Origin of the sequence: Pseudomonas paraveronii (genome assembly GCF_963681955.1) — a bacterium.
Classification (GTDB): domain Bacteria; phylum Pseudomonadota; class Gammaproteobacteria; order Pseudomonadales; family Pseudomonadaceae; genus Aquipseudomonas; species Aquipseudomonas paraveronii.
Map to the genome: position 1 here is coordinate 3,985,989 of NZ_OY817130.1, position 25,489 is coordinate 4,011,477.

Here is a 25,489-nt window from a genome sequence, read left to right on the forward strand (position 1 = left end):
GCCCCCGATGAGGCCCTCAGCCTCACCACAAAACTCAAGGCTCCCACAGTTGACCGCATTCTTTCAGACAAAATGCAGTCAATGTGGGAGGGGGCTTGCCCCCGATGAGGCCCTCAGCCTCACCACAAAACTCAAGACTCAAGGCTCAAACAGTTGACCGCATTCTTTCAAACAAAACGCAGTCAATGTGGGAGGGGGCTTGCCCCCGATGAGGCCCTCAGCTTCACCACAAAACTCAAAACTCTAGACTCAAGGCTCCAACCCAATCCCCCGCAAAATCACACTGGTCACCGTCTGAATCGCCCTCTCGAACTGCATATCCGACAACGGCTGGTGATCGTTCAGAATCTTCACCTGATGATCAAAGTCGGCGTAGTGCTGGGTCGAGGCCCAGATCATATACAACAGGCTCGCCGGCTCGACCGGCAGGATGCGTTTGTCTTCCACCCATTGGCGAATCTTCGCTTCCTTCATCTTGGCCCAGTCGTACAGGCTTTCATCCAGCGCCTCACCGAGCGTCGGCGCGCCGTGCATGATTTCGTTGGCCCAGACCTTCGACCCATACGGCCGCGTGCGCGAGCGTTGCATCTTGGCGCGGATGTAGCTGCTGAGCACCACCCGTGGGTCATCGAAGGTTTCGAAGCTCAGGGCGTCCTGCTTCCACACTTCCAGCAGGTCGAACAGCACCGCGCTGTACAGCTCGCTCTTGGTGGTGAAGTAGTAATGCAGGTTGGAACGCGGCAATTGCACTTCTTCGGCAATATCGGCCATGGCGGTGCTGCCATAACCCTTCTCGGCGAAGATCTTCTCCGCGGCCAGCAGGATTTTTTCGACGTTGACTCGACGGATTCCGATCTTGTGATTGCCCATAAGGGCTCCCTGACAAAGACATAACGGAAAGACTACCACCCGCTCTAGATCGGGGCGACAGGAGGAGCCGAAACTTCGTACACTGCCCGTCCTATCCTTTGATTGGTATTGCTCAATGTTGATCAAGAAAACCCTGACCACCGTCGCCCTGCTGGCCTCGCTGCTGGGCGCCTCGGCGGCGTTTGCCCATGCTCACCTCAAGAGCGCGACGCCTGCGGCAGACAGCAGCGTCGCCGCACCGAACGATGTGCGCCTGACCTTCAGCGAAGGCGTAGAGGCGACCTTTTCCAAGGTGTCCCTGAGCAAGGACGGCACCGAAATCGCAATCAAGGGCCCGGCAACGCCGGATGCCGACAAGAAAACCCTGGTGGTGACGCCCGCCGCGCCCCTCGCAGCCGGCACCTACAAAGTGGTGTGGAACGCGGTCTCGGTCGACACCCACAAGAGCAATGGCGAATACAGCTTCAAGGTCGGCCAATAACCTATGGCGACGCTGCTGGTGCTGTGCCGTTTCCTGCATTTCATCGTCGTCTTGTTGATGTTCGGGGCCTGTGTATTCAGGCCCTGGCTGATGGGCCATGCACCGCAGCCGGCGCTGGACCGGCAATTGCTGCGTATCAGCCGAGTACTGGCCTGGCTCGGGCTCGGCTCCGGCGTGGCCTGGTTGCTGCTGATCACGGTCAGCATGGCTGGCAGTTGGGACGCCGCATTGCAACCGGCCACGGTGCAGTTGGTACTGGGCAAGACCTTTTTTGGCCAAGTGTGGCTCTGGCATCTGCTGCTCAACCTGTTGCTGCTGATCGCCTTGATCAAACCCTGGCCAGCGCTGCGCCTGCCCTTGCTCAGCCTGCTGCTGGCAACCCTCGCACCGGTCGGTCACGGCGCCATGCTCAACGGGCTCAGCGGGCAGTTGCTGATCCTCAACCAGGTCGTACACCTGGCGTGCGTGGGCGCCTGGCTTGGCGGTTTGCTGTTGCTGGTGTTGATCCTGCGCCAACCGCAACGCCAGGGGCTGGAGCCGATTTTGCGGCGTTTCAGCGGCGTGGGTTATGGCCTGGTCGCCGGCTTGCTGGTCACCGGTTTGATCAACGTGCGTGTATTGACCGGGCAACTGTGGCCCACCCCGCTGTTCAACGGTTTCGCCCTGATTCTGCTGATCAAGGCGATGCTGGTGCTGGGCATGTTGGCCCTGGCGCTGCTGAACCGCTTGCGTATCGAGCGCTGCGAACAGCGAGTGGAGACCTTGAAGGCCAGCGTGATGGCTGAATGGTTACTAGGTATTTCAGCGGTAGCCGCCGTCTCTCTCCTCGGCACCCTGCCCCCAATGGCCATGGCCGGTTGAATCCATAGTCAGCTTCCCCAACTGGACCACAACCACTTCTGCTCAGTGAAGCGTAGTCATCGTATAACTTCTGATTGACAAGCCACAAAAACCCCGCAAATATCGCCCCAATGTTGTACGACGACGTATGACAAATAATAAAAACAACAAACCCAAGGGAGCGTCACTGTGCGTCCATCCGCCCGCAATTCCTCCTCGCGTCTCGGCCTTATCGGCCTCGGCAGCCTGGCTTTCACCCTGCCCCTCACCGCCCAGGCCGAAGGGTTTGTCGACGACGCCAAGGCCACGCTCAACTTACGCAACGCCTACTTCAACCGCAATTTCACCAACCCGTCCAACCCCCAGGCCAAGGCCCAAGAGTGGACGCAGAACTTCATCCTCGACGCCAAATCCGGCTACACCCGCGGCACCGTGGGCTTCGGGATTGATGTGCTGGGCCTGTATTCGCAAAAGCTCGACGGCGGCAAAGGTACCGCCGGCACCCAGTTGCTGCCGGTTCACGACGACGGGCGCCCCGCCGACAACTTCGGGCGTCTGGGCGTGGCGCTGAAAACCAAGCTGTCGAACACCGAATTGAAAGTCGGCGAATGGATGCCCGTGCTGCCGATCCTGCGCTCCGACGATGGCCGTTCCCTGCCGCAAACCTTCCAGGGCGGCCAGGTCACCTCCAATGAAATCGCCGGCCTGACCCTCTACGGCGGGCAGTTTCGCGGTAACAGCCCGCGCAACGACGCGAGCATGGAAGACATGTTCATGAACGGCAAAGCCGCCTTCACCTCAGACCGCTTCAACTTCGGCGGCGGCGAATACACCTTCAACGACAAGCGCACCCAGGTCGGCCTGTGGTACGCCGAACTGAGCGATATCTACCAACAGCAGTACCTCAACCTGACCCACAGCCAGCCGCTGGGCGACTGGACCCTGGGCGCCAACCTCGGTTTCTTCAACGGCAAGGAAGACGGCAGCGCCCTGGCCGGCGACCTCGACAACAAAACCGCGTTCGCCCTGCTCTCGGCCAAATACGGCGCTAACACCTTCTACGTCGGCCTGCAGAAACTCAGCGGCGACAGCGCATGGATGCGGGTCAACGGCACCAGCGGCGGCACCCTGGCCAACGACAGCTACAACGCCAGCTACGACAACGCCAAGGAAAAATCCTGGCAACTGCGCCATGACTTCAACTTCGTGGTGCTCGGCGTTCCGGGGCTGACCCTGATGAACCGCTACATCAGCGGCAGTAACGTCCACACCGGCACGATCACCGATGGCAAGGAATGGGGCCGCGAATCGGAACTGGCCTACACGGTGCAGAGCGGTGTCTTGAAGAACCTCAACGTGCGCTGGCGCAATTCGACCATGCGGCGGGACTTCAGCAATAACGAATTCGATGAGAACCGGGTCTTCGTCAGCTATCCGATTTCACTGCTTTAAAGAGCTAAAACCCATGCACATCCATTGTCGGACGGGGCTTGCTCCCGATGACGGTGTATCAGGCAATGTCTCTGTGACTGACCCACAGCCATCGGGGGCAAGCCCCCTCCCACATTGACAAGCGGGGACTCTCTAACAATACTTCGACATAGTCATACGACAACCTACAACAAAAACTGGAATCCAGATGACCACCACTACCCCAGCGCCCTTCAACCGCCTCCTCCTCACCGGTGCCGCCGGCGGCCTCGGCAAAGTGCTACGCGAACGCCTGCGCCCGTATGCCCAGGTGCTGCGCCTGTCGGATATCGCCGACATGGCCGCCGCCGGAGCCGATGAAGAAGTGCAACCCTGCGACCTGTCCGACAAACACGCGGTCCACCACCTGGTCGAAGGCGTCGACGCCATCCTGCATTTCGGCGGCGTTTCGGTAGAGCGCTCGTTCGAAGAAGTCCTCGGCGCCAATATCTGCGGGGTATTCCATATTTACGAAGCCGCACGCCGTCATGGCGTCAAACGCGTGATCTTCGCCAGCTCCAACCATGTGATCGGCTTCTACCCACAGGGCGAGCAACTCGATGCCCACTCGCCGCGTCGCCCGGACAGCTATTACGGGCTGTCCAAGTCCTACGGCGAAGACATGGCCAGTTTCTACTTCGACCGCTACGGCATCGAGACCGTGAGCATCCGCATCGGCTCGTCGTTCGCCGAACCGCAGAACCGTCGGATGATGCACACCTGGCTGAGCTTCGACGACCTGACCCAACTGCTCGAACGCGCGCTGTACACGCCGAACGTCGGCCACACCGTGGTCCACGGCATGTCGGCCAACCTCGATACCTGGTGGGACAACCGCTACGCCGCGCACCTGGGCTTTACCCCAAAAGACAGCTCCGAAGGGTTCCGCGCCCAGGTCGAGGCCCAGCCGCCGCTCGCCGCCGATGACCCGGCCAAGGTCTACCAGGGCGGCGCCTTTTGCGCAGCGGGACCATTCGGTGACTGACGCCACACTCACCCAAGGGAATGAGTTGCCATGACTGCTGAGTTGATTGTCGACGCCCGCAATGCCGTGGGCGAATGCCCGGTGTGGGTGCCCGAAGAAAACGCCCTGTACTGGGTGGACATTCCCAACGGCGGGCTGCAACGCTGGAGCGCCGCCACCGGTCATAGCGACGCGTGGAAAGCCCCGCAGATGCTCGCCTGCATTGCCCGCACCGGTGCAGGCAACTGGGTCGCCGGGATGCAAAGCGGCTTTTTCCAACTCACCGCACACAACGACGGCAGCCTCGACACCACACCCCTGGCCGAGGTCGCGCACCCGCGCGCGGGCATGCGCCTGAACGATGGGCGCTGTGATCGCCAGGGCCGTTTCTGGGCCGGCAGCATGGTCATGGATATGGGCGCGAATGCCGCCGCAGGCATCCTCTACCGTTACGCTTCGGGCGCCGCGCCCCATGCGCAGTTGGAGGGTTTTATCACCCTCAACGGCCTGGCCTTCAGCCCTGATGGCCGCACGCTGTATGTCTCGGACTCGCACCCATTGGTGCAACAGATCTGGGCCTTCGATTACGACACTGAAACCGGTACGCCGAGCAACCGCCGCGTGTTTGTCGACATGCAGCAACACCCAGGCCGCCCTGACGGCGCCGCCGTGGATGTCGACGGTTGCTACTGGATCTGCGCCAACGACGCCGGCCTGATCCACCGCTTCACCCCCGACGGACGCCTGGACCGCTCCCTGAGCGTGCCGGTGAAAAAACCCAGCATGTGTGCCTTCGGCGGCAGTCGCCTGGACACTTTATTCGTCACCTCGATCCGTGACGACCCGAGTGAGCAGTCGCTGTCCGGCGGCGTGTTCGCCCTCAACCCTGGCGTCCAAGGACTGCTCGAACCGCACTTCACCCGCTAGCTGCATCGCTGTGCCTTGAATACAACAATAACAAGACAGGAGTGACCGCCCATGGACTTCAAACGCACCTTGCTCGCCGCCGCAGTCTTCACCCTCAGCAGCGCCGCCCACGCGCTGGAAATCAAATTCGCCGACGTCCACCCCGCCGGCTACCCCACCGTCGTGGCCGAAGAGAACATGGGCAAGGCCCTCACTAAAGCAAGCAACGGCGAACTGACCTTCAAGTACTTCCCCGGCGGAGTCCTGGGTTCGGAAAAAGAAGTCGTCGAACAGGCCCAGGTCGGCGCGGTCCAGATGACCCGGGTCAGCCTCGGCATCGTCGGCCCGGTGGTACCGGACGTGAACGTGTTCAACCTGCCGTTCGTATTCCGCGACCAGGCGCATATGCGTAAAGTCATCGACGGCGAGATCGGCGATGAAATCCTCGCCAAGATCACCGACTCCGAATTCGGCCTGGTCGCCCTGGCCTGGATGGACGGCGGCACGCGCAACCTCTACAGCAAAAAGCCGGTACGCAAAATCGAAGACCTCAAGGGCATGAAAATTCGCGTGCAAGGTAATCCCCTGTTCATCGACGCATTTAATGCGATGGGCGCCAACGGTATCGCCATGGATACCGGCGAAATTTTCAGTGCCTTGCAGACAGGCGTGATCGATGGCGCCGAAAACAACCCACCGACCCTGCTGGAACACAACCACTTCCAAAACGCCAAGTTCTACACCCTCACCGAGCACCTGATCCTGCCCGAACCGATCGTGATGTCGAAAATCACCTGGAACAAACTCACCCCTGCGCAACAGGTCATGGTGAAGAACGCCGCCAAGGCCGCCCAGGCCGATGAGCGCGTGCTGTGGGATAAAAAAACCGCCAGCAGCGAGGAAAAACTCAAAGCCGCCGGCGTGGAGTTCATCAGCGTCGACAAAAAACCCTTCTACGACGCCACCGCAGCGGTTCGCGCCAAGTACGGCGCGCCTTTCGCCGACATCATCGCGCGCATCGACGCCGTTCAATAACCTGCCCTGCCTCTCGCATAAGGCCCGGCGCGGTCGGCATTGCCGCGCCCGGTCACGGTGAACGCCATGAAGAATCGACTGCTACGCATCAACGACCGTATCTACATGACCTGCATCTGGGTCGCCGGCCTCTCGGTCCTAGGGGTCGCGCTGATCATCCCCTGGGGCATCTTCGCCCGCTACATCCTCGGCACAGGCTCCAGTTGGCCGGAGCCCACCGCCATCCTGCTGATGCTGGTCTTCACCTTTATCGGCGCCGCCGCCAGCTACCGCGCTGGGGCGCATATGTCGGTGGCGATGGTCACCGACCGCCTGCCTGCGCGCCAACGCCAGATCGTCGGCATCCTCTCGCAATTGCTCATGGGCACCATCTGCCTGTTCATGACCATTTGGGGCAGCAAACTGTGCCTGTCCACCTGGAACCAGTTCATGAGCGCCATCCCCACCCTGCGCGTGGGCATCACCTACATGCCGATCCCGATCGGCGGGTTGCTGACCCTGATCTTCGTGGTGGAAAAACTCCTGCTCGGCGACCAGAGCAACCGACGGGTCGTGCGCTTCGACCTGGTTGAAGAAAGCGAAGGGGCTGCCTGATATGGACGCATTGATTCTGTTGGGCAGCTTTATCGGCTTGATCCTGATCGGCATGCCGGTGGCTTATGCCCTGGGCCTGTCGGCGTTGATCGGCGCGTGGTGGATCGACATTCCGTACCAGGCCCTGATGATTCAAATCGCCGGCGGGGTGAACAAGTTTTCGCTGATGGCGATTCCGTTCTTCGTGCTGGCCGGCGCGATCATGGCGGAGGGCGGCATGTCGCGGCGGCTGGTGGCGTTTGCCGGGGTGTTGGTGGGTTTTGTGCGCGGCGGCTTGTCGCTGGTGAACATCATGGCCTCGACATTTTTTGGCGCGATCTCCGGCTCGTCGGTGGCCGACACCGCCTCGGTCGGTTCGGTGCTGATCCCGGAAATGGAACGCCGTGGCTACCCCCGGGAGTTCGCCACGGCGGTGACCATCAGCGGTTCGGTGCAGGCGCTGTTGACCCCGCCCAGCCACAACTCGGTGCTCTACTCCCTGGCGGCGGGCGGCACGGTGTCGATCGCCTCGCTGTTCATGGCCGGCGTGGTCCCGGGCCTGCTGATGAGCGCGTGCCTGATGGTGCTGTGCCTGATCTTCGCGAAGAAGCGCGACTACCCCAAGGGCGAAGTCATCCCGCTCAAGCAAGCGCTGAAAATCTGCGCCGACGCGCTGTGGGGCCTGATGGCCATGGTGATCATCCTCGGCGGCATTCTCTCTGGCATCTTCACCGCCACCGAGTCCGCCGCGATCGCCGTGCTGTGGGCGTTCTTCGTGACCATGTTCATCTACCGCGACTACCAATGGAACGAGCTGCCCAAGCTGATGCACCGCACGGTGCGCACCATTTCCATCGTGATGATCCTGATCGCCTTCGCGGCCAGCTTCGGCTACATCATGACCCTGATGCAGATCCCGGCGAAGATCACCACGCTGTTCCTGACCCTGTCGGACAACCGCTACGTGATCCTGATGTGCATCAACGCCATGCTGCTGTTGCTCGGCACGGTGATGGACATGGCGCCGCTGATTCTGATCCTCACGCCGATCCTGCTGCCGGTGGTCCTCGGCATCGGCGTCGACCCGGTACACTTCGGCATGATCATGCTGGTCAACCTTGGCATCGGCCTGATCACCCCGCCGGTCGGCGCGGTGCTGTTCGTGGGGGCGGCGGTGGGCAAGGTGAGTATCGAGAACACCGTGAAGGCGCTGCTGCCGTTTTATGGCGTGCTGTTTTTGGTGCTGATCGCGGTGACTTACATTCCGGCCTTGTCGCTGTGGTTGCCAGGGCTGGTGCTGTGATGCTGATTGAACTGCAAGACCACCTGACCCACCTCACCCTCGCCCCGGCCGTGGGCGGCAGCATCGTCAACTGGCGCGTGCGCGCCAGCGGCCAGCCCCTGCTGCGGGCTAGCGATCAAGCGGCGCTGGACGCCGGCCTGCCCGGCAAACTGGCCTGCTATCCCCTCGCGCCGTGGTCCAATCGCATCGCCAACGGCGGTTTCGACACGCCCGCCGGCTGGCTGGCACTCACGCCCAACAGCCTCACCGATCCGCTGCCGATCCACGGGTCGGCCTGGCAACAGGCGTGGCGCGTGGTCAGCCGGTCGGCGGATGAAGTGCTGCTTGCGTTGGAATGCGCGACGCCGTTCGCCTATCGCGCCGAGCAGCGGTTTCGGTTGAGCAACGGCGTATTGAGTATCGAGCTGAGCGTGACGCATCTGGCCGCAACAGCGGCGTGGCACGGTTTGGGCTTGCATCCTTACTTCCCGCGCCGGGCGGGTACGCGGTTGCAGGCCAAGGCTGGGCAGGTATGGATGAGTGATGCGTCCAAGCTGCCGACGGCGCTGGCACCCGTACACGCCGATTGGGATTTCCAACAGCTCAAGGGGTTGCCCCAAGCGTTGGTCGACAACGGTTTTTGCCAATGGGACGGGCATTGCCGGATCGAACAGCCGGAGCTGGGTTATGCCCTGGAATGCCAGGCCACCGGCGCCGATTACTTCCTGCTGTACTGCCCGCCGGGGCTGGGGTTCTTCTGCATCGAGCCGGTGAGCCATCCGGTGAATGCCCATCACTTGCCGGGCAGGCCGGGCCTGAAACTGCTGGAACACAACCAGTCAACCCAACTCAATTTCACCCTGAAATACATTCCAACTGTGGGAGGGGGCTTGCCCCCGATGGCAGTGTGTCAGCCACTACATGCATGACTGACCCACCGCTATCGGGGGCAAGCCCCCTCCCACATTTTTAACCCGGTTCGGCTTCCAGGATCAGGTCGGCTATAAGGCAGCCTCGCTTTGGCTTTGGCTTTTGCTTTGGCTTTGGCTTTGGCTTTTGATCTTAGGCGCCCCGTAAAACCACGCTGGCCGAACGCAGGCTTGAATCCGTGGGCAACCCGGCAGGACGCCGGGTTAGCCGTCCTGGGCCATGGATGGCCCATGACGGCGGCCCACGGATTCAAGCCGGAGTGAGGGCATGCCGAGCCTAGGCGAGGCACCGAGTGGTGGGGCAAGAGCCCTTTGGTTACTTTGGGGCTTTTCCAAAGTGACCCGCCGTAAGGGCGGAACCCATAGCAGCCGTGACCGCAACAATGGATATGTACTCAACCCAACCCAAAAAGCTGGTCAGCCCAGAGACCGCCATCGGGGGCAAGCCCCCTCCCACATTTTGCTCGGCGCGGTGTCAGGGTGGGGAGTTTTTCAGGCGGCCGGCGGTGTCGATACTGACGACAACCGACAACCCCGGCCGCAAGTGCTCGCTCTGCTCCTGGTCGGGATCAACGGTGATCCGCACCGGCAAACGCTGGGCGATCTTGACGAAGTTACCGGTGGCGTTATCCGCCTGCAACAGGCTGAACTCCGAGCCGGTCGCCGGGGAAATATACTGCACCGTGCCGCGAAACTTGCGGTGGTTGAGCGCATCGACGGTGAACGTTACCGGCTGGCCAACCTGTACATGGGCCATCTGGGTTTCTTTCATGTTGGCAATCACCCACAGCTGCTTGGGCACCAGCGCCATCAACTGCGCGCCGGAGTTGACGTAAGCGCCAAGGCGCACGCCAATCTGCCCCAACTGGCCGTCACGCGGCGCGGTGATGCGGGTGTTGGACACGTCGATCCGCGCCAGCTCCACCGCTGCTTCGGCACTCGCCACGGCGGCTTCCAGTGAACCGCGATTGACGATCACCGTCTGCAGGTCCTGACGCGCGATTTCCAGGCTGGCCTGGGCCTGCGCCACGGCGGCGAGAGTCTGGGCATTGGCGGCGCGGGTCACGTCCAGTTCGCGCCTGGACACTGAACCGTCGCTGATCAGTTCTTCGTTGCGGCGCAGGTCGGCAGTGCTTTTGCGCGCCTGGGCCTGGCTGTCCACCAGCGCGGCCTGGCGCAGTTTGATACTGGCTTCGGCGCTGTTGCGTTGCTGCACCACATTCGCCAGCGCGGCCTTTTGCACCGCCAGTTGCGCCAGGGCCTGATCCAGGCGCTGCTTGTAGATGCGGTCATCCAGGCGCACCAGCAGGTCGCCGGCCTTGACGTACTGGAAGTCCTGCACCGGCACTTCGAACACATAGCCGCTGAGCTGCGGGCCAATGATCGTGACCTGGCCGCGCACCAGGGCGTTCTCGGTGGTTTCCACCGCGCTGCTGAACGGCGGCAATTGCCAGGCATACAGCACGATCAACACGCCGACGAGGGCAATCGCGGCAAAGCCCAGGGACGAGAGAATGCGCACCCCCAGGGAGCGCGGTTCGGTGACCGTGGCACCCGGTGGCGTGGCGCCTTCAGGGGTGGCGGCGATGGCGTTGGTGGTGGTCGTGGTGGTGGTCGGTTCGGTCATGAAGAAGCGCCGCTGGGTTGAACGGGAGTGGCCGCTTGGGTGGTGCTTAACAGCCACAGACTGCGGGTAAAGATCCAGAGCATGGTCAGGATCGCGACGATCGCGATCAGCATGAACACATCGTTGTAGGCCATCACATTTGCCTCACGGGTCGCCGCCGTGGCAAGGCTGCGAATGCCCATGAGGTTACGCAAGTCCGGGTCGGCGACGATACCGCCATAGGCCGAACCGCCGCTCTGCACCCGCGCGGCGACACGCGGGTCGAGCAGCGTCAGGTGCTCGACGATCATGCTCGAATGAAACTTCTCGCGCACAACCTGGAACGTCCCGAGCAACGCCGCGCCAATCAGGCCGCCGAGGTTCTGGCAAATGCCGAACATCACCGAAAAACTCACCAGGTTGCGCGGGTTGGTCAACACGTTCTTGGTGCCCAGCACCATGGTCGGCCCGAGAAAAAACGTGCCGCCAAAGCCTAGCAGGAACTGGCTGATGTACAGATTCTGCGGGCGGGTCAGGTTGCTGGAGAAACTGTCCATCACCGACCCGGAGGCCATCAGTGCCAGGGAAATGACCAGCGGCATCAGCAAGTGCGCCGGGTTGATCGTCAACGCACTGACCACCAGCCCGGCCACCGCGCCCGCCAACATCACCACGTACAGCGTGTGCATTTGCTGGTAGCTCATGTTCAACATCTGCATGAAGCCCACCGCGCCGGTGGACTGCTCCGACAGCACCATGCGAATCAGGATCACCGCCAGCGCCAGGCGAATCATGGTGCCGCTGCCCAGCCAACGGGTCATCAGCAACGGGTTGGCGCGATTATGCTCAATCGCCAGGCCGGTCATGATCAGCACCAGCGAACAGGCCGACGCCACACCGATCCACGGCGCTTCGAGCCACCAGTCGATCCGCCCGAGGGAAAGCACTGCGCAGAGCAGCGCCACCCCGCTGGCGAGGATGGCGAAGGTGAGAAAGTCGAGTTTTTCAAAGGTCTTGAAGCGGTCGCCAGGTGGCAACTTGAGCAGGAACACGCAGCCCAGGCAGATCAGCGCCATGCCCAGCTCAAACAGGTACAGGCCACGCCATTCGGCGATTTGCAGCAAATCTTCGGAAAACAGCCGCGCCAGCGGCAACGCCAACTGCGCGGTGCCCAGGCCCAGCACCAAGGCTTTCAAGCGCCACTTGGCCGGGAACGCCTGGATCATGTAATACAACCCCAGGGAACTGAGCGCCGCGCCGACCATCCCGTGAGCGGCGCGCACGGCGATGGCGGAGTTGAGGTCGTTGACGAACAAGTGGCCGAAGGTCACCAGCGCATACAGCACCAGGAACACCTCGGTAAACGCACGCAGGCCGAATTGCTGGCGGAACTTCACCAGGAGCAGGTTCATGCAGACGTTGGTCATGACATAAGCGGCGGGCAGCCAGGCCATTTCCGCCGTGGTCGCGCCGAGGACGCCTTGCAGGTATTGCAGGTTGGCGATCACCAACGAGTTGCCGAGGCCGCCGGTGATTGCGACCAGGACGCCGACCAATGCATACAGCCAGCGTTTGTGGGTGGGGTGTAGCGGCGTCGACGGCGAACCCGGCAGGGCCGGACGCTCGTGGGGCTGCCAGGTGCGGGGGGTGTAGTTGTCCATTCAGTGACCTTGATGAGCCGACACGCAAGGTCGGTGACTCCATTACTCAGGGAGTAGTAAACCTGAGAGGAGTTCATCTTGCCATGTTGAGGGTGCAATTGATTTCTGGAGCGGGCGTGGTCAAGTGCGGGGGGGGCGGTGATGGCGGCCTCTGGGCCGGTTGGGTTGGGTTGGGTTGAGTACATATCCGTTGCTGCGGTCACGGCCGCTTATGGTTCCGCTCTTACAGCGGGTCACTTTGGAAAAGCCCCAAAGTAACCAAAGGGCTCTTGCCCCACCACTCGGCACCTCGCCTAGGCTCGGTGTGCCCGAACGCAGGCATTACTCCGCGGGCCGCCGTCACGGGCCATCCATGGCCCGGGACGGCTAAACCGGCATCCCTGCCGGTTTACCCGCTGCGTAATACCTGCGTTCGGCCAGCGTGGTTTTACGGGGCGCCTAAGATCAAGATCAAGATCAAGATCAAAAGCAAGAGCAAGAGCAAGAGCAACGGCGTTTTCAAGGGGGCAAGGGGGTCTATCTGATCTATGGAGATCCAAATGTGGGAGGGGGCTTGCCCCCGATAGCGGTGGATCAGTCATGCATGTATTGGCTGACACACAGCTATCGGGGGCAAGCCCCCTCCCACATTTTTGACCGGGTTCGGCTTCCAGGATCAGGTCGGCTATAAGGAAGGCCGCCTCGCTCTGGCTTTGGCTTTTGATCTTAGGCGCCCCGTAAAACCACGCTGGCCGAACGCAGGCTTGAATCCGTGGGCAACCCGGCAGGACGCCGGGTTAGCCGTCCTGGGCCATGGATGGCCCATGACGGCGGCCCACGGATTCAAGCCGGAGTGAGGGCACACCGAGCCTAAGCGAGGTGCCGAGTGGTGGGGCAAGAGCCCTTTGGTTACTTTGGGGCTTTTCCAAAGTGACCCGCTGTAAGAGCGGAACCATAAGCAGCCGTGACCGCAGCAATGGATATGTACTCAACCCAAACCCAAAAGCTGGTCGGCCCAGAGGCCGCCATCGGGGGCAAGCCCCCTCCCACATTGGATCTCCTTTGTACATTGGATCTCCTTTGTATTGGCGACCCCATGTGTATTGGAGACCCCATGTATGTTGAAAACCACACGCCATATCAGATCCAGCCAAGCCAACTCCAGTACGTCGCCGCAAACACCAACATCAACCCATAACCAATCAACGTCACCAAAACCCCCACCTTGGCAAACTGCCGCGCCGTAAACGTCCCGGTCCCCAGGCACACCATGTTCTGCGGCGCATTGATCGGCAGAATAAACCCGTAGCTCACCACAAACCCCAACAGCATGGTCATCCCCAACCGGTTGAATTCCCCCGGCAAGGTCTGCAACACCGCAATCAGGATCGGCAACAACGCCGAGGTCAACGCCGTCGCACTGGCAAACCCCAAGTGGATCAAGATCAAAAACGCCCCGAGGATCGCAAACACGCCCAGCGGCCCGACCTGGTCCAGCCCGGTATGCGCCACCACTTGCGAGCCCAGCCATTGCCCGGCCTGGGTAGTCAGTAACGCCGTACCGAGGCTGATACCGACACCGAACACAATCACCGTGCCCCACGGAATCCGCGACTGCACATCCTTCCAGGTCATCACGCCAATCCCCGGCAACAGCAGGAACACCAGCCCGGCGTAGGTGGTCGAGGTGGTGTCGAAATTGTGCAGGCGCCCTTCGGTAGCCCATGCCAACAGCAACAGCAGCGATACGGTGAGCAAGCGTTTTTGCGGGCCGGTCATCGGGCCGATGTCCACCAGCGACTGGGCCACGGCTTCTTTGCCGCCGGGGATGCTGTCGCTTTCCGGCGGCAGCAGTTTGATCACCAGAAACAGCAACACCGCCGACATGATCAGCGCCCACGGCGCGCCGGCGATCAGCCAGTCGATCCACGACACGCGCTGGCCGAGCATCTTGTCCATAAACCCGACGGTCAGCAGGTTCTGCGCAGCGGCGGTCTGGATGCCGACGTTCCAGATGCTGGTGCCCTGGGCCACCACGATCATCAGGCCGGCAGCGATGTTCGAGCGCTTGTCGACGCCAAACGCCGCCACCACGCCCATCATGATCGGCACCACACAGGCACTGCGCGCGGTGGCGCTGGGCACCACGAGGCTCAGGAGGATGGTCACCGCGATCGCGCCCAGCAGAATGCCACGGGTGCTGGTGCCGACCCGGGTCAGGGTGACCAGGGCGATGCGCCGGTCCAGGCCGGTATGGGTCATCGCGGCGGCGATGAACAACGCGCCCGCCACCAGGGCCAGCGCCGGGTTGGAGAAGCCGGTCAGGGCCATGCTGATGGCCGGGCTGGAGCCGATCAGGTGCGTCGGGTCTTGCAGCGACGGCGCGGTGCCGAGCAAGAACGCCATGAGCGAGGTGATCATGATCGCGCTGGCTTCATAAGACACCGCCTCGGTAATCCACACCACCACGGCAAACGCGAGGATCGCCAGCATGCGATGCCCAGCGACCGGCAAGTCAGCGGGCAGCGGTAACAGCAGCACCCCGACCATCACCAGCACAGCGGCGACCAGGCCCAAGGGCAACTTGAAGGATGCAGCGGTTGTTGCAGGGGCGCTCATGGGGGGGTCTCCGTCGGCCATCAAGTCAGGCTGGGAGCATGGCGCAAAATGTCGCAGGCGGTGTTGACAGGTATCAAACTTCTAGGCCAACAACTGACTCAACACGGCCCGTAACTTCCCGGGCTTGACCGGTTTGTTCAACAGCGGTGCGTCCAGCCGCCGCAGGATGCGCCGGCACTGGTCGGTGCGGTCGGCGCTGATGATCACGGCGGGAATCGACTGGGCGAAATGCTCGCGCAGGTACTTGACCACCTCACAGCCCACCACGCCGTGGTCCAGGTGGTAGTCCGCCAGGATCAACTCCGGCGCCCTGCCCTGCAACGCGAGCAACGCACCAGCCTGGTCGGTGGCTGTGACCACCTCGCAGCCCCACTGCCCGAGCAGCGCGCTCATGCTTTCGAGGATGCTGACCTCGTTATCCAGCACCAGCAAACGCCGCCCCGGCAGCGGGTTGCCGGTGGTCGGTTGCGCGGGCAGTTGGCTGATGGCTAACGGCATTTCTTCGCTGATGGGCACTTCGATGCTGAACATCGACCCGCGTCCCGGCCACGAGCGCACCGCCACCGGGTAACCGAGGATCTCAGCGATACGTTCGACAATCGCCAGCCCCAGGCCCACGCCCTTGCGGTCCGAGGCGCGGCCGACATCCAGTTGGTTGAATTCGAGGAAGATCGCATCGAGCCGGTCGGCCGGGATGCCGCGCCCGGTGTCCCACACTTCCAGACGCAGGCGATCGCCCCGGCGGCGGGCGCCGAGCAGGATGCAACCGTCGTCGGTGTAGCGGCAGGCGTTGCTGAGGAAGTTGCGCAGAATCCGCGTCACCAGCCGCAGGTCGGTCCGGATCGCGTAATGGCCGGTGTGTGAGCGCAAATTCAGTCCGGCGGCCAGGGCGACGGACTGGAATTCGGAGACCAGCGGCGCAAACAGCTCGTCCAGGCGATACAGCGCCACGTCCGGCTTGACCGCCGCCTGGTCCAGCCGCGAGATATCGAGCAAGTCGGTGAGCAAATCCTCGGCCCCTTCCAGGGCCTGGTGCGTGCGCTCCACCAGCACCTGTTCGACGCTGGGCAATGGCCGTTCGCGCAGGGTGGCGATCAGCAGCCGTGCCGCGTTGAGCGGCTGCAACAAGTCATGGCTGGCGGCGGCGAGGTACTTGTCCTTGCTGCGGTTGGCGGCCTCGGCGGCGTCGCGGGCGTCGCGCAGTTCCTGTTCGACCTGTTCGCGCTGGGCGATCTGCTGTTGCAGGTTGCGGTTGGCTTCGAGCAGTTCATCGGTGCGCGCCGCCACCCGCAACTCCAGCTCGTCGTTAAGGCGAATGTAGCGGTTGCGCTCGGCCTCCAGCTCATGGAGGCGGGCCGTGAGTTCCGGGTAGTGGCTTTTTCGCGCCGACTGGTCGCCCAACCCCAGCAGCCCAGCGAGGGCGCGCTGCTGGTCGTCAGAGAGCTTCGCCATAGACGACCTCAACATCACGCTGGCTCGATTCGCGAGGGTTGGTGAGGATGCACGGGTCGTGCATGGCGTGCTGGGACAGGAACGGAATGTCCGCCACCCGCACGCCGTGCAGGCCGAGGGTTTCGTGGAAGCCGATGGCATGCTTCAGCGCGATCAGATGCTCGACCAGCCGCCCGCGGATCTGCGGATGAGTCAGGCCGCGGCAGTCGATGCCGAACGTCTCGGCAATCACCTTGAAGCGCTCCGGCGCCGAGTTGTAGTTGAACGCCACCACATGCTCCACCAGCACCGCGTTGCACAGGCCGTGAGGCAGGTCGAGGAAGCCGCCGAGGCTGTGGGACATGGCATGCACTGCGCCGAGGATCGCATTGGAGAACGCCAGCCCGGCCTGCATGCTGCCGAGCATGATTTTCTCGCGCAGGGCGATGTCCGTCGGGTTGGCGATCATCTGCACCAGGTTGCCGTTGATCAGGCGCATGGCTTCCAGCGCGTGGGGGTCGGTCAGCGGGCCGTGGCCGGTGGAAACGAACGCCTCGATCGCATGCACCAACGCATCGATGCCGGTACAGGCAGACAGGAACGGGTCCATGCTGGCTGTGGTTTCCGGGTCGATCAGCGACACATCCGGCACCACCGCCTTGCTGACGATGGAGAACTTCATGCGCTCTTGCTGGTTGGAAATGATCACGAACTGCGAGACATCCGCCGAGGTGCCGGCGGTGGTGGGGATCAGGATCAACGGCGGGCTGGGCACGCGAATGGTGTCCACGCCTTCGAATTCGAGGATGTTGCGCCCATGGGCGACCACAATACCGATGGCCTTACCGCAATCCATCGGGCTACCGCCGCCGATGGCCACGATCACGTCGCAATGGTTGTCGCGGTACACCTCGGCGCCGAGCATGACTTCTTCGACACGGGGGTTGGGCGAGACGCTGCTGTACAGGCAGTAATCGATACCGAGGGCCTGCAGGCTGGCTTCCACATCGGCGACCCAGCCGGCGGCGATCACACCGGGGTCGCTGACCACCAGCACTTTGCGCGCACCAAAGGTCTTGGCGTAATTACCGACGTTGTGCCGGCAACCGGCACCAAAGATGATTTCAGGCGAGACGAATTTACGTAGGAGGCTCAGATTTGGGCTCATTGGTAAGCCTGTTTTTATTATTTTTGGGAAGATGCACTCCACACTAACCCATCCGCGCGCGAATGCAATCAGACCAAAGAGTCATTCCCCAAACGACCCCGGCCAGCGCAGGGCTGGCCGGGGGTGAATCAGCGGCTGGCGAAGTACATGGTCACTTCAAAGCCGATACGCAGGTCGGTAAACGCGGGTTTAGTCCACATGGGGCGATCCTCTTGTTGTGCCGGAAGATTCCGGTAATGGCATTAATGCATGGGGGGATGGGGGTGCGAATGCTACTTTCGAACGAGCCTGGAGCATGCCTTGGTAGCGGGTGTACGCCGAGCAAAACTGTGGGAGGGGGCTTGCTCCCGATAGTGGTGGGTCAGTGACATAAATCTTGACTGACCCACTGCAATCGGGGGCAAGCCCCCTCCCACATTGGATTGCATTTCAAGTCAGGGTTAGAAGAAGCCCAGTGGGTTGATGTCGTAGCTCACCAGCAGGTTCTTGGTCTGTTGGTAGTGATCCAACATCAGCTTGTTGCATGGGGAAAGTCTTCTTGTTGTGCCTGAAGGGGTGTACGCCGAACAAAATGTGGGAGGGGGCTTGCCCCCGATAGTGGTGGGTCAGTGACATAAATCTTCACTGACCCACTGCAATCGGGGGCAAGCCCCCTCCCACAGGGGACCGCGTTGCGATAAGGGGGTTAGAAGAGGCCCAGTGGGTTGATGTTGTAGCTCACCAGCAGGTTCTTGGTCTGCAGGTAGTGATCCAACATCAGCTTGTTGCATGGGGAAAGTCTTCTTGTTGTGCCTGAAGGGGGGTACGCCGATCAAAACTGTGGGAGGGGGCTTGCCCCCGATAGTGGTGGGTCAGTGACATAAATCTTCACTGACCCACTGCAATCGGGGGCAAGCCCCCTCCCACATTGGATTGCATTTCAAATCGGGGTTAGAAGAAGCCCAACGGGTTGATGTCGTAGCTCACCAGCAGGTTCTTGGTCTGTTGGTAGTGATCGAGCATCATCTTGTGGTTCTCACGCCCCACACCCGATTTCTTGTAGCCGCCAAACGCGGCGTGCGCCGGGTACAGGTGGTAGCAGTTGGTCCACACGCGACCGGCCTTGATCGCCCGGCCCATGCGGTACGCACGGTTGATGTCGCGGGTCCACAGCCCGGCACCCAGGCCGAATTCGCTGTCGTTGGCAATGGCCAGGGCTTCGGCTTCGTCCTTGAAGGTGGTGATACCCACCACCGGGCCGAAGATTTCTTCCTGGAACACGCGCATTTTGTTATGACCCTTGAGCAGGGTCGGCTGGATGTAGTAACCGCTGGACAGGTCACCCTCCAAACGCTCGGCCGCGCCGCCAGTGAGCAGCTCGGCGCCCTCTTCCTGGGCGATTTTGAGGTAGGACAGGATCTTGTCGTATTGCTGCTCGGACGCCTGGGCGCCGACCATGGTTTCGGTGTCCAGCGGGTTGCCACGCTTGATCTTGGCGATCTTTTTCATCACCACTTTCATGAAGTCGTCGTAGATCGACTCCTGCACCAGCGCACGCGATGGGCAGGTACACACTTCGCCCTGGTTGAAGAACGCCAGTACCAGGCCTTCGGCGGCTTTTTCGATAAACTGTGGCTCGGCGTTCATGATGTCTTCGAAGAAGATGTTCGGCGACTTGCCGCCCAGTTCCACGGTCGACGGAATGATGTTCTCGGCCGCGCAATGCATGATATGCGCACCGATTGGCGTGGAGCCGGTAAAGGCGATCTTGGCGATGCGCTTGCTGGTGGCCAGCGCCTCACCGGCTTCACGGCCAAAGCCCTGCACGATGTTCAGCACGCCCGGTGGCAGCAGGTCATTGATCAGTTCGGCAAATACCATGATCGACAGCGGCGTCTGCTCGGCCGGCTTGAGCACGATGCAGTTACCGGCGGCCAGGGCCGGGGCAAGTTTCCAGGCGGCCATCAGCAGCGGGAAGTTCCACGGGATGATCTGCCCGACCACGCCCAACGGCTCGTGGAAGTGGTAAGCGGCGGTGTGTTCGTTGATTTCAGCGGCGCCGCCTTCCTGCGCGCGGATGCAACCGGCGAAGTAACGGAAGTGGTCGGCGGCCAACGGTACGTCGGCGTTGAGGGTTTCGCGCACGGCTTTGCCGTTGTCCCAGCTTTCGGTGACGGCCAGGACTTCGAGGTTCTGTTCGATACGGTCGGCGATTTTCAGCAGCACCAGGGCGCGATCCTGGACCGAAGTCTTGCCCCAGGCGTCGGCGGCGGCGTGGGCGGCGTCGAGGGCCTTGTCGATGTCGGCCGCGTTCGAACGCGGGAATTCGGCGATGACTTCACCGGTCACTGGCGAAGTGTTGGTGAAGTATTCACCGCTGACTGGCGCGACGAATTCGCCGCCGATGAAGTTACCGTAGCGTGGCTTGAAGCTGACGATGGCGCCAGGGGTGCCAGGTTGTGCGTAGATCATGTTGAAGCCTCTGTCTGGGTCCGGGCCTGTCGGTCAACAGGCGATGACCCGATAGTAAAGAGGCCCCGCTGCCGGGCGAATGCGCCGTTGGCAGGGGGATTCTTGTCATTTGGTCGTAGATTCAGCGTTTGCCGACCAGGTCTTTGGGCAGTTTGAAGGTCCAGAGCATGCCGCCCTGGTTGAAGTCCTTGATGCGCTTGGCCACTTCACCGCCCCACAACGGCACCGCGCCGCCCCAGCCGGAGAGCACCGAGACGTACTGTTCGCCGTCCATTTCCCAGGTCACAGGCGAGCCGAGTACGCCGGAACCGGTCTGGAATTCCCAGACCTTCTCGCCGGTCTTGGCGTTGAAGGCCTGCAGGAAGCCTTCCGGCGTACCGGTGAACACCAGGTTGCCCTTGGTCGTCAGGACCCCGCCCCACAGCGGCGCGAAGTTCTTGTGGCGCCAGACTTCCTTGCCGGAGACCGGGTCGATGGCGCGCAGCACGCCGATATAGTCTTCGTTCAGCGGCTTGATGGTGAAGCCCGCACCGAGGAACGCCGCACCTTTTTTGTAGGTGATGCCTTCGTTCCACATGTCCATGCCCCATTCGTTGGACGGCACGTAGAACAACCCGGTGTCGCGGTTATAGGCCATCGGCATCCAGTTTTTCGCGCCGAGGAACGCCGGCGCAACGAACACCGAGGTGCCCTTGGCTTCGCTGCCTGGCGCACCGGGGCGGCTGGCGTCGTTGTAGATCGGCCGGCCATTTTTATCCAGGCCGGTGGCCCAGGTGATTTTGTCAACAAACGGGAAGCCACGGATGAACTTGCCGTTGGTGCGGTCGAGCACGTAGAAGAAGCCGTTACGGTCGGCGGTGGCGGCCGCTTTGATCTCTTTGCCGCCTTCGGTGTAGTTGAAGGAGACCAGTTCGTTCACGCCGTCGTAGTCCCAGCCGTCATGGGGCGTGGTCTGGAAGTGCCACTTGATGGTGCCGTCATCCGGGTTCAATGCCAGACGCGAGGACGAGTAGAGGTTGTCGCCAGGGCGCAGGTGGGAGTTCCACGGTGCCGGGTTGCCGGTGCCGAACAGCAGCAGGTTGGTTTCCGGGTCGTAGTAGCCGCCGAGCCACGGCGCCGCGCCGCCGGTTTTCCACAAGTCGCCAGGCCAGGTCTTGCCCGCCTCGCCACCGGAAATGCCGTTTTCCACGGCCTTACCGTCCTTGTAGACGTAACCCATGTGACCTTCGACAGTCGGACGGGTCCACAGCAGGTCACCGTTTTTCGGGTCGTAGGCTTCGATCTTGCCCACCACGCCGAATTCGCCACCGGCCACACCGGTAATCAGCTTGCCGTTGATCACCAGGGGCGCGGCGCTGATCGAGTAGCCTTCTTTGTGGTCGGCGACTTTTTTGCTCCACACCACTTTGCCGGTGTCTTTGTTCAGGGCCACCAGCTTGGCGTCGAGGGTGCCGAAGAACACCAGGTCGCCGTACAGCGCCACGCCCCGGTTGATCACGTCACAGCACGGGCGGATGTCATCGGGCAGACGCGCATCGTACTGCCAGAGCTTCTTGCCGGTGCGCGCGTCCACCGCGAACACCCGCGAGTAGGACCCGGTGAGGTACATCACCCCGTCCTTGATCATCGGCTGCGCCTGCTGGCCGCGCTGCTTCTCGCCGCCAAAGGAGAACGCCCAGACCGGGCGCAGGTCCTTGACGTTGTCCACGTTCAGGGTATCGAGCGGGCTGTAGCGCTGGCCCTGCACGCCCAGGCCGTTGGTGACGATCTGCCCGGGGTTTTTCGGGTCCTGGAGGATGTCCTGGTCGCTCACGGCGGCCATGGCCTGGCCGGATAACAGAATGGCACCGAGCAACACACTCAAGGCGAAGGGTTGGCGGCGTGCGGGTTGGGTCATGACGGCTACCTCTGCGGTTTTTTGTTATACCCGGGAAATTTTCCCGGTCTGGTACAGATTCTTGGGCGCAGGGGCGGTTGTCACAATTGACCGCAGTATCGAGATTGCTAGTTCCTTAGTAGCGGGTCGGGCCTGTCAGCGGGCGGAATCGACGCGCTGCATCTGCTCGCGCTCGTAACGCGGGTACAGGTGGCTGACGCTGCGGATCAGTTCATAGCGGCTCAGGCTGATCGCGGCGAAGCGCTCGGGAATGGGGCTGCGGATCATCTCGGCCATGTCGGTGCCCTGGGCAGCACCGTCGCGCAGCAGTTGGTCGAGCCAGGTGAGGTAGTCGCGCATCTGCGCGAACGGCTGCGCATCGTTGGCCACCGGGCCATGGCCGGGCACCACCAGGGTCCAGGGCAATGCCTGCAGGGTGTCGATGTCCGCCAGCCACGCCGCCAGCCCGGGGCTGTTGGGGGTGGTGAGGGCACGTTGGTAGAACACCAGGTCGCCGGCAAACAGCACGCCGGTGCTCTGGTCGAGGATGGCCAGGTCGGCGTCAGTGTGACCGGTCAGCGCGAGCAGGCGCAGGTCGTGGCGGCCAAAGCTGAGCACACCGGGTTCGAGCACGTGCGTGGGCAATTGCACTTCAGTGCCGCGCATCCAGTCGCCGACCATGCGGTAGAGGTTTTCCGCCATGCCATTGCCCTGCTCATGCAGCAGGCGCGTGGTGCCGGCCAGGGCGCCGATGGGCACGTCCTTGAAGGCCTGGTTGCCCAGCGCATGGTCAGGGTGGTGGTGGGTCAGCAGCACCTGGATCACCGGCTTGGCGGTGACGCTGGCGATGGCCTTGCGCAGGGCTTCGCCGTAGCGCCGCGACGGCCCGGTGTCGATCACCACCACGCCGGCCTCGGTGACAATGAACGCGGTATTGACGATATTGCCGCCGTTGTCCTTGGCAAAATTGTCGGTACTGCCTTCCAGCAGCCAGGTGTCGTCGGCGATCAGCCGTGGCTTGAGGGCGTAGTCGAGGTCTGCCAGGGCGGGCAGGCTCAGGCTCAGGCTCAGGCACAACAATAGAATCCAGCGCATGCCGCGCTCCTTCTGGTCAGGGAATGGCTGCGTCGAATTCATTGCCGCTGTTGTCGCGCAGCACCAGGCGCGTCGGCCCGGGTGCGTCGATGTCAAAGGCCAGGTTGGGGTTTTCGCTGACCGCCGGGAACAGCTCCAGCTCGGCCAGCACCTGACCGTCCCGGCCACGCAGTTGCGCGTGGTTGAGATAGAACTCGGGGATGCCGCTGACCATGCCGTTATCCATCGGGTGCGCCACCTGCACGCGCACCCGGCTGAATTCACCGCGTGGATAACGCCCGCCGAGGACTTCGCCGATATGCTCTTCCCAACCCGGCTGGGTGCGGACCACGCTGGGCGCGGTGCAACCGCCGCCGGCCGCGTCGATCAGGGTCGAGCCGACGTGCCACAGCCCGTCATCGGTGAGCACCGCCGCACGCAGGGGCGTGGCCTGTTCGATGCGGATACGGATCGACAGCCAGGGCAGTACCCCGGCCTTGGGCTGAAAATCGACAATCTTCGGCAACGGGTTGAGCTCGGCCCAGGCGAGGATCTTCACCACATGGCCCTTGAATGCCCGCGCATCGATTTCCAGCGGCACCTGCCGCGCATCTTCGGCGAACGGCGGCGCCAAGAGCTTGACCCGCTCGTCGAACACGAACGGCGCATCGGCCAGCAACTGCTTGTGGTAGAACGCCCACATCACCGACGGCACCGGGTCCGGGCCCGGTTCGACCGCCGCGGCGTGGGCCGCCAACGGTAACCAGCAGGCCAACATGCAGTTCAGTCGCCAGTTCATCGCCTGCTCCTATTGGTACATTTCGGGCACTTCGTACTGCAGGCCGTAATGGCTGTAGATGGTTTGCACTGAGCCGTCGCGGATCAGGCCTTCCAGTGCTTCTTCCACCGCGTAGGCCAACTGGCGATTGCTTTCGTGTACCGCCATGCCGATCTCCCAGCGCTGCCGGCCCATGCTCGGGTAAGCGTTTTGCGCCAGGGCCAGTTGCGGGTCGTGCGCCTCATGCACCTGCCAGTCGATCTCGCCGCGCATCGCCATCACCGCGTCGACTTCACCGGCCTTCATCGCCGCAAACGCCTGGGGTACACCGGGGTAGTGATGGGTCTGGCGGGCGAGCATGCCGTTGAACACCGAGGTCAGGTAGAACGACGGCACGCTGTCGACTTCGACGCCGATCGGGTGTTCCTCGAACACCGCCACGCTGGCGACCTTGTCCAGGCGCCGGCGGTCGTAGGCCACCTGCCATTGTTCGTTCTGGTACGGCCCGAACATCACCACATGGCCGTTTTCCAGTTCGCCCTGATCGTTACGCCTTTGCGCGTAATCGTGGTCGTAGGGTGCGCGCATCATCAGGTCGGCCAGTTGCTGGTTATGCAACTGGCTGCCGCGCCAGATGTAGTCGCGCAGGTCGTCGTCGAGTTTTTCCCCGGCCGGCGCCCAGATCAATTTGAGCTGCACCCCCAGCGCTTTGGCCAGGGCCTGGGCCAGCTCCACGTCGACCCCGCGCGCGGTGGCACCGTCTTCGAAACTGTAGGGGGCAAAGTCTTTGTACACCGCCACTTTCAGCTCACCGGCGGCGATCATCTGGTCATAGCTGCGCACCTGCGCCTGTGCCGTCTGGCAACACAGCAGGGCCAGGCCGAGCACATAAGCGAACAGGCGCATGGCTTACTCCTCGACGTGAACGCTGTCCAGGTAGGTGCGTACCGCCCACAAGGCTTCCTGGCTCAGGTAATCGGCCATTTTCGGCATATACACCCGACCGTCGCGCACCGCGCCGTGGCGCACGCGCTGGACAAACCATTCATCACCGGCCTCGCCCACATCCAGCATGCGCAAGTCGGGGGCGATGCCGCCGGACTTGGCTTCCAGGCCGTGGCAGGCGGCGCAGTTCTGATTGTAGGCGGACGAACCGATTTCCAAGGCCCGGTCGTGTTCAGGCGAGGTGCGATAGGGGTTCACCGCCGCCCAGCCGTCCTCGTCAACCGGCACACCGGCGTCCTTGATCGAGGTCAGGCCTTTGGTTTCCACTGCTTGCGGGACCACGTTGCCGTGGGCCCAGGCTGGACCTGCACCGATCACACCGGCCAACAGCCCGGCGACGAGCAAGGCATTGAGTTTTGTTGTCATTATTTTTGCCCTCAGGATTGCACGCAAAACCTCACTGCAGAGGTTATGGCAACCATCTTAGAAACCCTGGGGCATGGGCCGTATGCTGCTTTGGTGGCCGGCTTATCCTCCCTTGGTAGTAGGGC

At 62.3% G+C, this 25,489-nt stretch carries 22 protein-coding genes; 9 read left to right on the plus strand and 13 right to left on the minus strand.

What is annotated here, in order from left to right; translation table 11 throughout:
• Positions 1-249: 249 nt before the first annotated feature.
• Positions 250-870 carry a TetR/AcrR family transcriptional regulator gene (locus tag U5A08_RS18205; RefSeq protein ID WP_253396948.1) on the minus strand — a complete coding sequence of 207 codons (621 nt, stop codon included), beginning with the start codon at positions 868-870 and terminating at the stop codon, positions 250-252.
• Positions 871-985: 115 nt separating this feature from the next.
• On the opposite strand from U5A08_RS18205, the gene copC reads away from it, so the two are divergent.
• The 9 genes from copC to U5A08_RS18250 all read left to right on the plus strand — a co-directional run bounded on the left by copC (position 986) and on the right by U5A08_RS18250 (position 9,350).
• Positions 986-1,351, plus strand: a complete 366-nt coding sequence (gene copC / locus U5A08_RS18210; protein ID WP_321847848.1) for a copper homeostasis periplasmic binding protein CopC — start codon at positions 986-988, stop codon at positions 1,349-1,351.
• A 3-nt stretch (positions 1,352-1,354) separates the two neighbouring features.
• Complete coding sequence (gene copD / locus U5A08_RS18215) at positions 1,355-2,212, plus strand: copper homeostasis membrane protein CopD (protein WP_321847850.1); 858 nt, start codon at positions 1,355-1,357, stop codon at positions 2,210-2,212.
• 168 nt (positions 2,213-2,380) lie between these two features.
• Positions 2,381-3,643, plus strand: a complete 1,263-nt coding sequence (locus U5A08_RS18220) for an OprD family porin (RefSeq protein WP_321847853.1) — start codon at positions 2,381-2,383, stop codon at positions 3,641-3,643.
• Between the two features lie 187 nt (positions 3,644-3,830).
• On the plus strand, positions 3,831-4,646 hold the full coding sequence (locus U5A08_RS18225; RefSeq protein WP_321847855.1) for an NAD-dependent epimerase/dehydratase family protein: 816 nt from the start codon (positions 3,831-3,833) through the stop codon (positions 4,644-4,646).
• Between the two features lie 30 nt (positions 4,647-4,676).
• Entirely contained in the window at positions 4,677-5,552 is an 876-nt protein-coding gene (locus U5A08_RS18230) for an SMP-30/gluconolactonase/LRE family protein (protein WP_321847857.1), read from the plus strand.
• 51 nt (positions 5,553-5,603) lie between these two features.
• The gene (locus tag U5A08_RS18235; protein WP_321847859.1) at positions 5,604-6,566 is read left to right on the plus strand and encodes a TRAP transporter substrate-binding protein; all 963 of its coding nucleotides are present in this window, start codon (positions 5,604-5,606) and stop codon (positions 6,564-6,566) included.
• A gap of 66 nt (positions 6,567-6,632) precedes the next feature.
• Positions 6,633-7,160 (plus strand): TRAP transporter small permease, encoded by a 528-nt coding sequence (locus U5A08_RS18240; protein WP_253396959.1) that lies wholly within the window; start codon positions 6,633-6,635, stop codon positions 7,158-7,160.
• Between the two features lies 1 nt (position 7,161).
• On the plus strand, positions 7,162-8,442 hold the full coding sequence (locus U5A08_RS18245) for a TRAP transporter large permease (RefSeq protein WP_253396960.1): 1,281 nt from the start codon (positions 7,162-7,164) through the stop codon (positions 8,440-8,442).
• Entirely contained in the window at positions 8,442-9,350 is a 909-nt protein-coding gene (locus tag U5A08_RS18250; RefSeq protein ID WP_321847861.1) for an aldose 1-epimerase, read from the plus strand. Before U5A08_RS18245 ends, U5A08_RS18250 begins: the two co-directional genes overlap by 1 nt.
• 475 nt (positions 9,351-9,825) lie before the next feature.
• Here the strand turns inward: U5A08_RS18250 and U5A08_RS18255 are convergent, their stop codons facing one another.
• The 12 genes from U5A08_RS18255 to pedF form a co-directional block, all read right to left on the minus strand.
• Positions 9,826-10,977, minus strand: coding sequence for an HlyD family secretion protein (locus U5A08_RS18255; RefSeq protein ID WP_321847863.1), 1,152 nt, complete (start codon positions 10,975-10,977; stop codon positions 9,826-9,828).
• Positions 10,974-12,617 carry an MFS transporter gene (locus tag U5A08_RS18260; protein WP_321847865.1) on the minus strand — a complete coding sequence of 548 codons (1,644 nt, stop codon included), beginning with the start codon at positions 12,615-12,617 and terminating at the stop codon, positions 10,974-10,976. Before U5A08_RS18260 ends, U5A08_RS18255 begins: the two co-directional genes overlap by 4 nt.
• 1,119 nt (positions 12,618-13,736) lie before the next feature.
• On the minus strand, positions 13,737-15,215 hold the full coding sequence (locus U5A08_RS18265; RefSeq protein ID WP_253396964.1) for a DASS family sodium-coupled anion symporter: 1,479 nt from the start codon (positions 15,213-15,215) through the stop codon (positions 13,737-13,739).
• 81 nt (positions 15,216-15,296) lie between these two features.
• A complete protein-coding gene (locus U5A08_RS18270; protein WP_253396966.1) occupies positions 15,297-16,667 on the minus strand; it encodes an ATP-binding response regulator in 1,371 nt (456 codons plus the stop codon).
• The gene (gene ercA / locus U5A08_RS18275; protein ID WP_253396968.1) at positions 16,651-17,814 is read right to left on the minus strand and encodes an alcohol dehydrogenase-like regulatory protein ErcA; all 1,164 of its coding nucleotides are present in this window, start codon (positions 17,812-17,814) and stop codon (positions 16,651-16,653) included. The genes U5A08_RS18270 and ercA overlap by 17 nt, the downstream gene beginning before the upstream one ends.
• Positions 17,815-17,942: 128 nt before the next feature.
• Complete coding sequence (gene pqqA / locus U5A08_RS18280; protein WP_010209364.1) at positions 17,943-18,014, minus strand: pyrroloquinoline quinone precursor peptide PqqA; 72 nt, start codon at positions 18,012-18,014, stop codon at positions 17,943-17,945.
• A gap of 730 nt (positions 18,015-18,744) precedes the next feature.
• A complete protein-coding gene (gene exaC / locus U5A08_RS18285; RefSeq protein ID WP_253396970.1) occupies positions 18,745-20,265 on the minus strand; it encodes an acetaldehyde dehydrogenase ExaC in 1,521 nt (506 codons plus the stop codon).
• Positions 20,266-20,386: 121 nt separating this feature from the next.
• Complete coding sequence (locus U5A08_RS18290) at positions 20,387-22,162, minus strand: PQQ-dependent methanol/ethanol family dehydrogenase (RefSeq protein ID WP_253396971.1); 1,776 nt, start codon at positions 22,160-22,162, stop codon at positions 20,387-20,389.
• Between the two features lie 135 nt (positions 22,163-22,297).
• Positions 22,298-23,236, minus strand: a complete 939-nt coding sequence (locus tag U5A08_RS18295; protein ID WP_321847869.1) for a quinoprotein relay system zinc metallohydrolase 1 — start codon at positions 23,234-23,236, stop codon at positions 22,298-22,300.
• Positions 23,237-23,252: 16 nt separating this feature from the next.
• Positions 23,253-24,014 carry a quinoprotein dehydrogenase-associated SoxYZ-like carrier gene (locus tag U5A08_RS18300; RefSeq protein WP_253396973.1) on the minus strand — a complete coding sequence of 254 codons (762 nt, stop codon included), beginning with the start codon at positions 24,012-24,014 and terminating at the stop codon, positions 23,253-23,255.
• A 9-nt stretch (positions 24,015-24,023) separates the two neighbouring features.
• A complete protein-coding gene (locus tag U5A08_RS18305; protein ID WP_253396976.1) occupies positions 24,024-24,899 on the minus strand; it encodes a substrate-binding periplasmic protein in 876 nt (291 codons plus the stop codon).
• 3 nt (positions 24,900-24,902) lie between these two features.
• Positions 24,903-25,364 (minus strand): cytochrome c-550 PedF, encoded by a 462-nt coding sequence (gene pedF / locus U5A08_RS18310; protein WP_253396981.1) that lies wholly within the window; start codon positions 25,362-25,364, stop codon positions 24,903-24,905.
• Between the last annotated feature and the right edge of the window lie 125 nt (positions 25,365-25,489).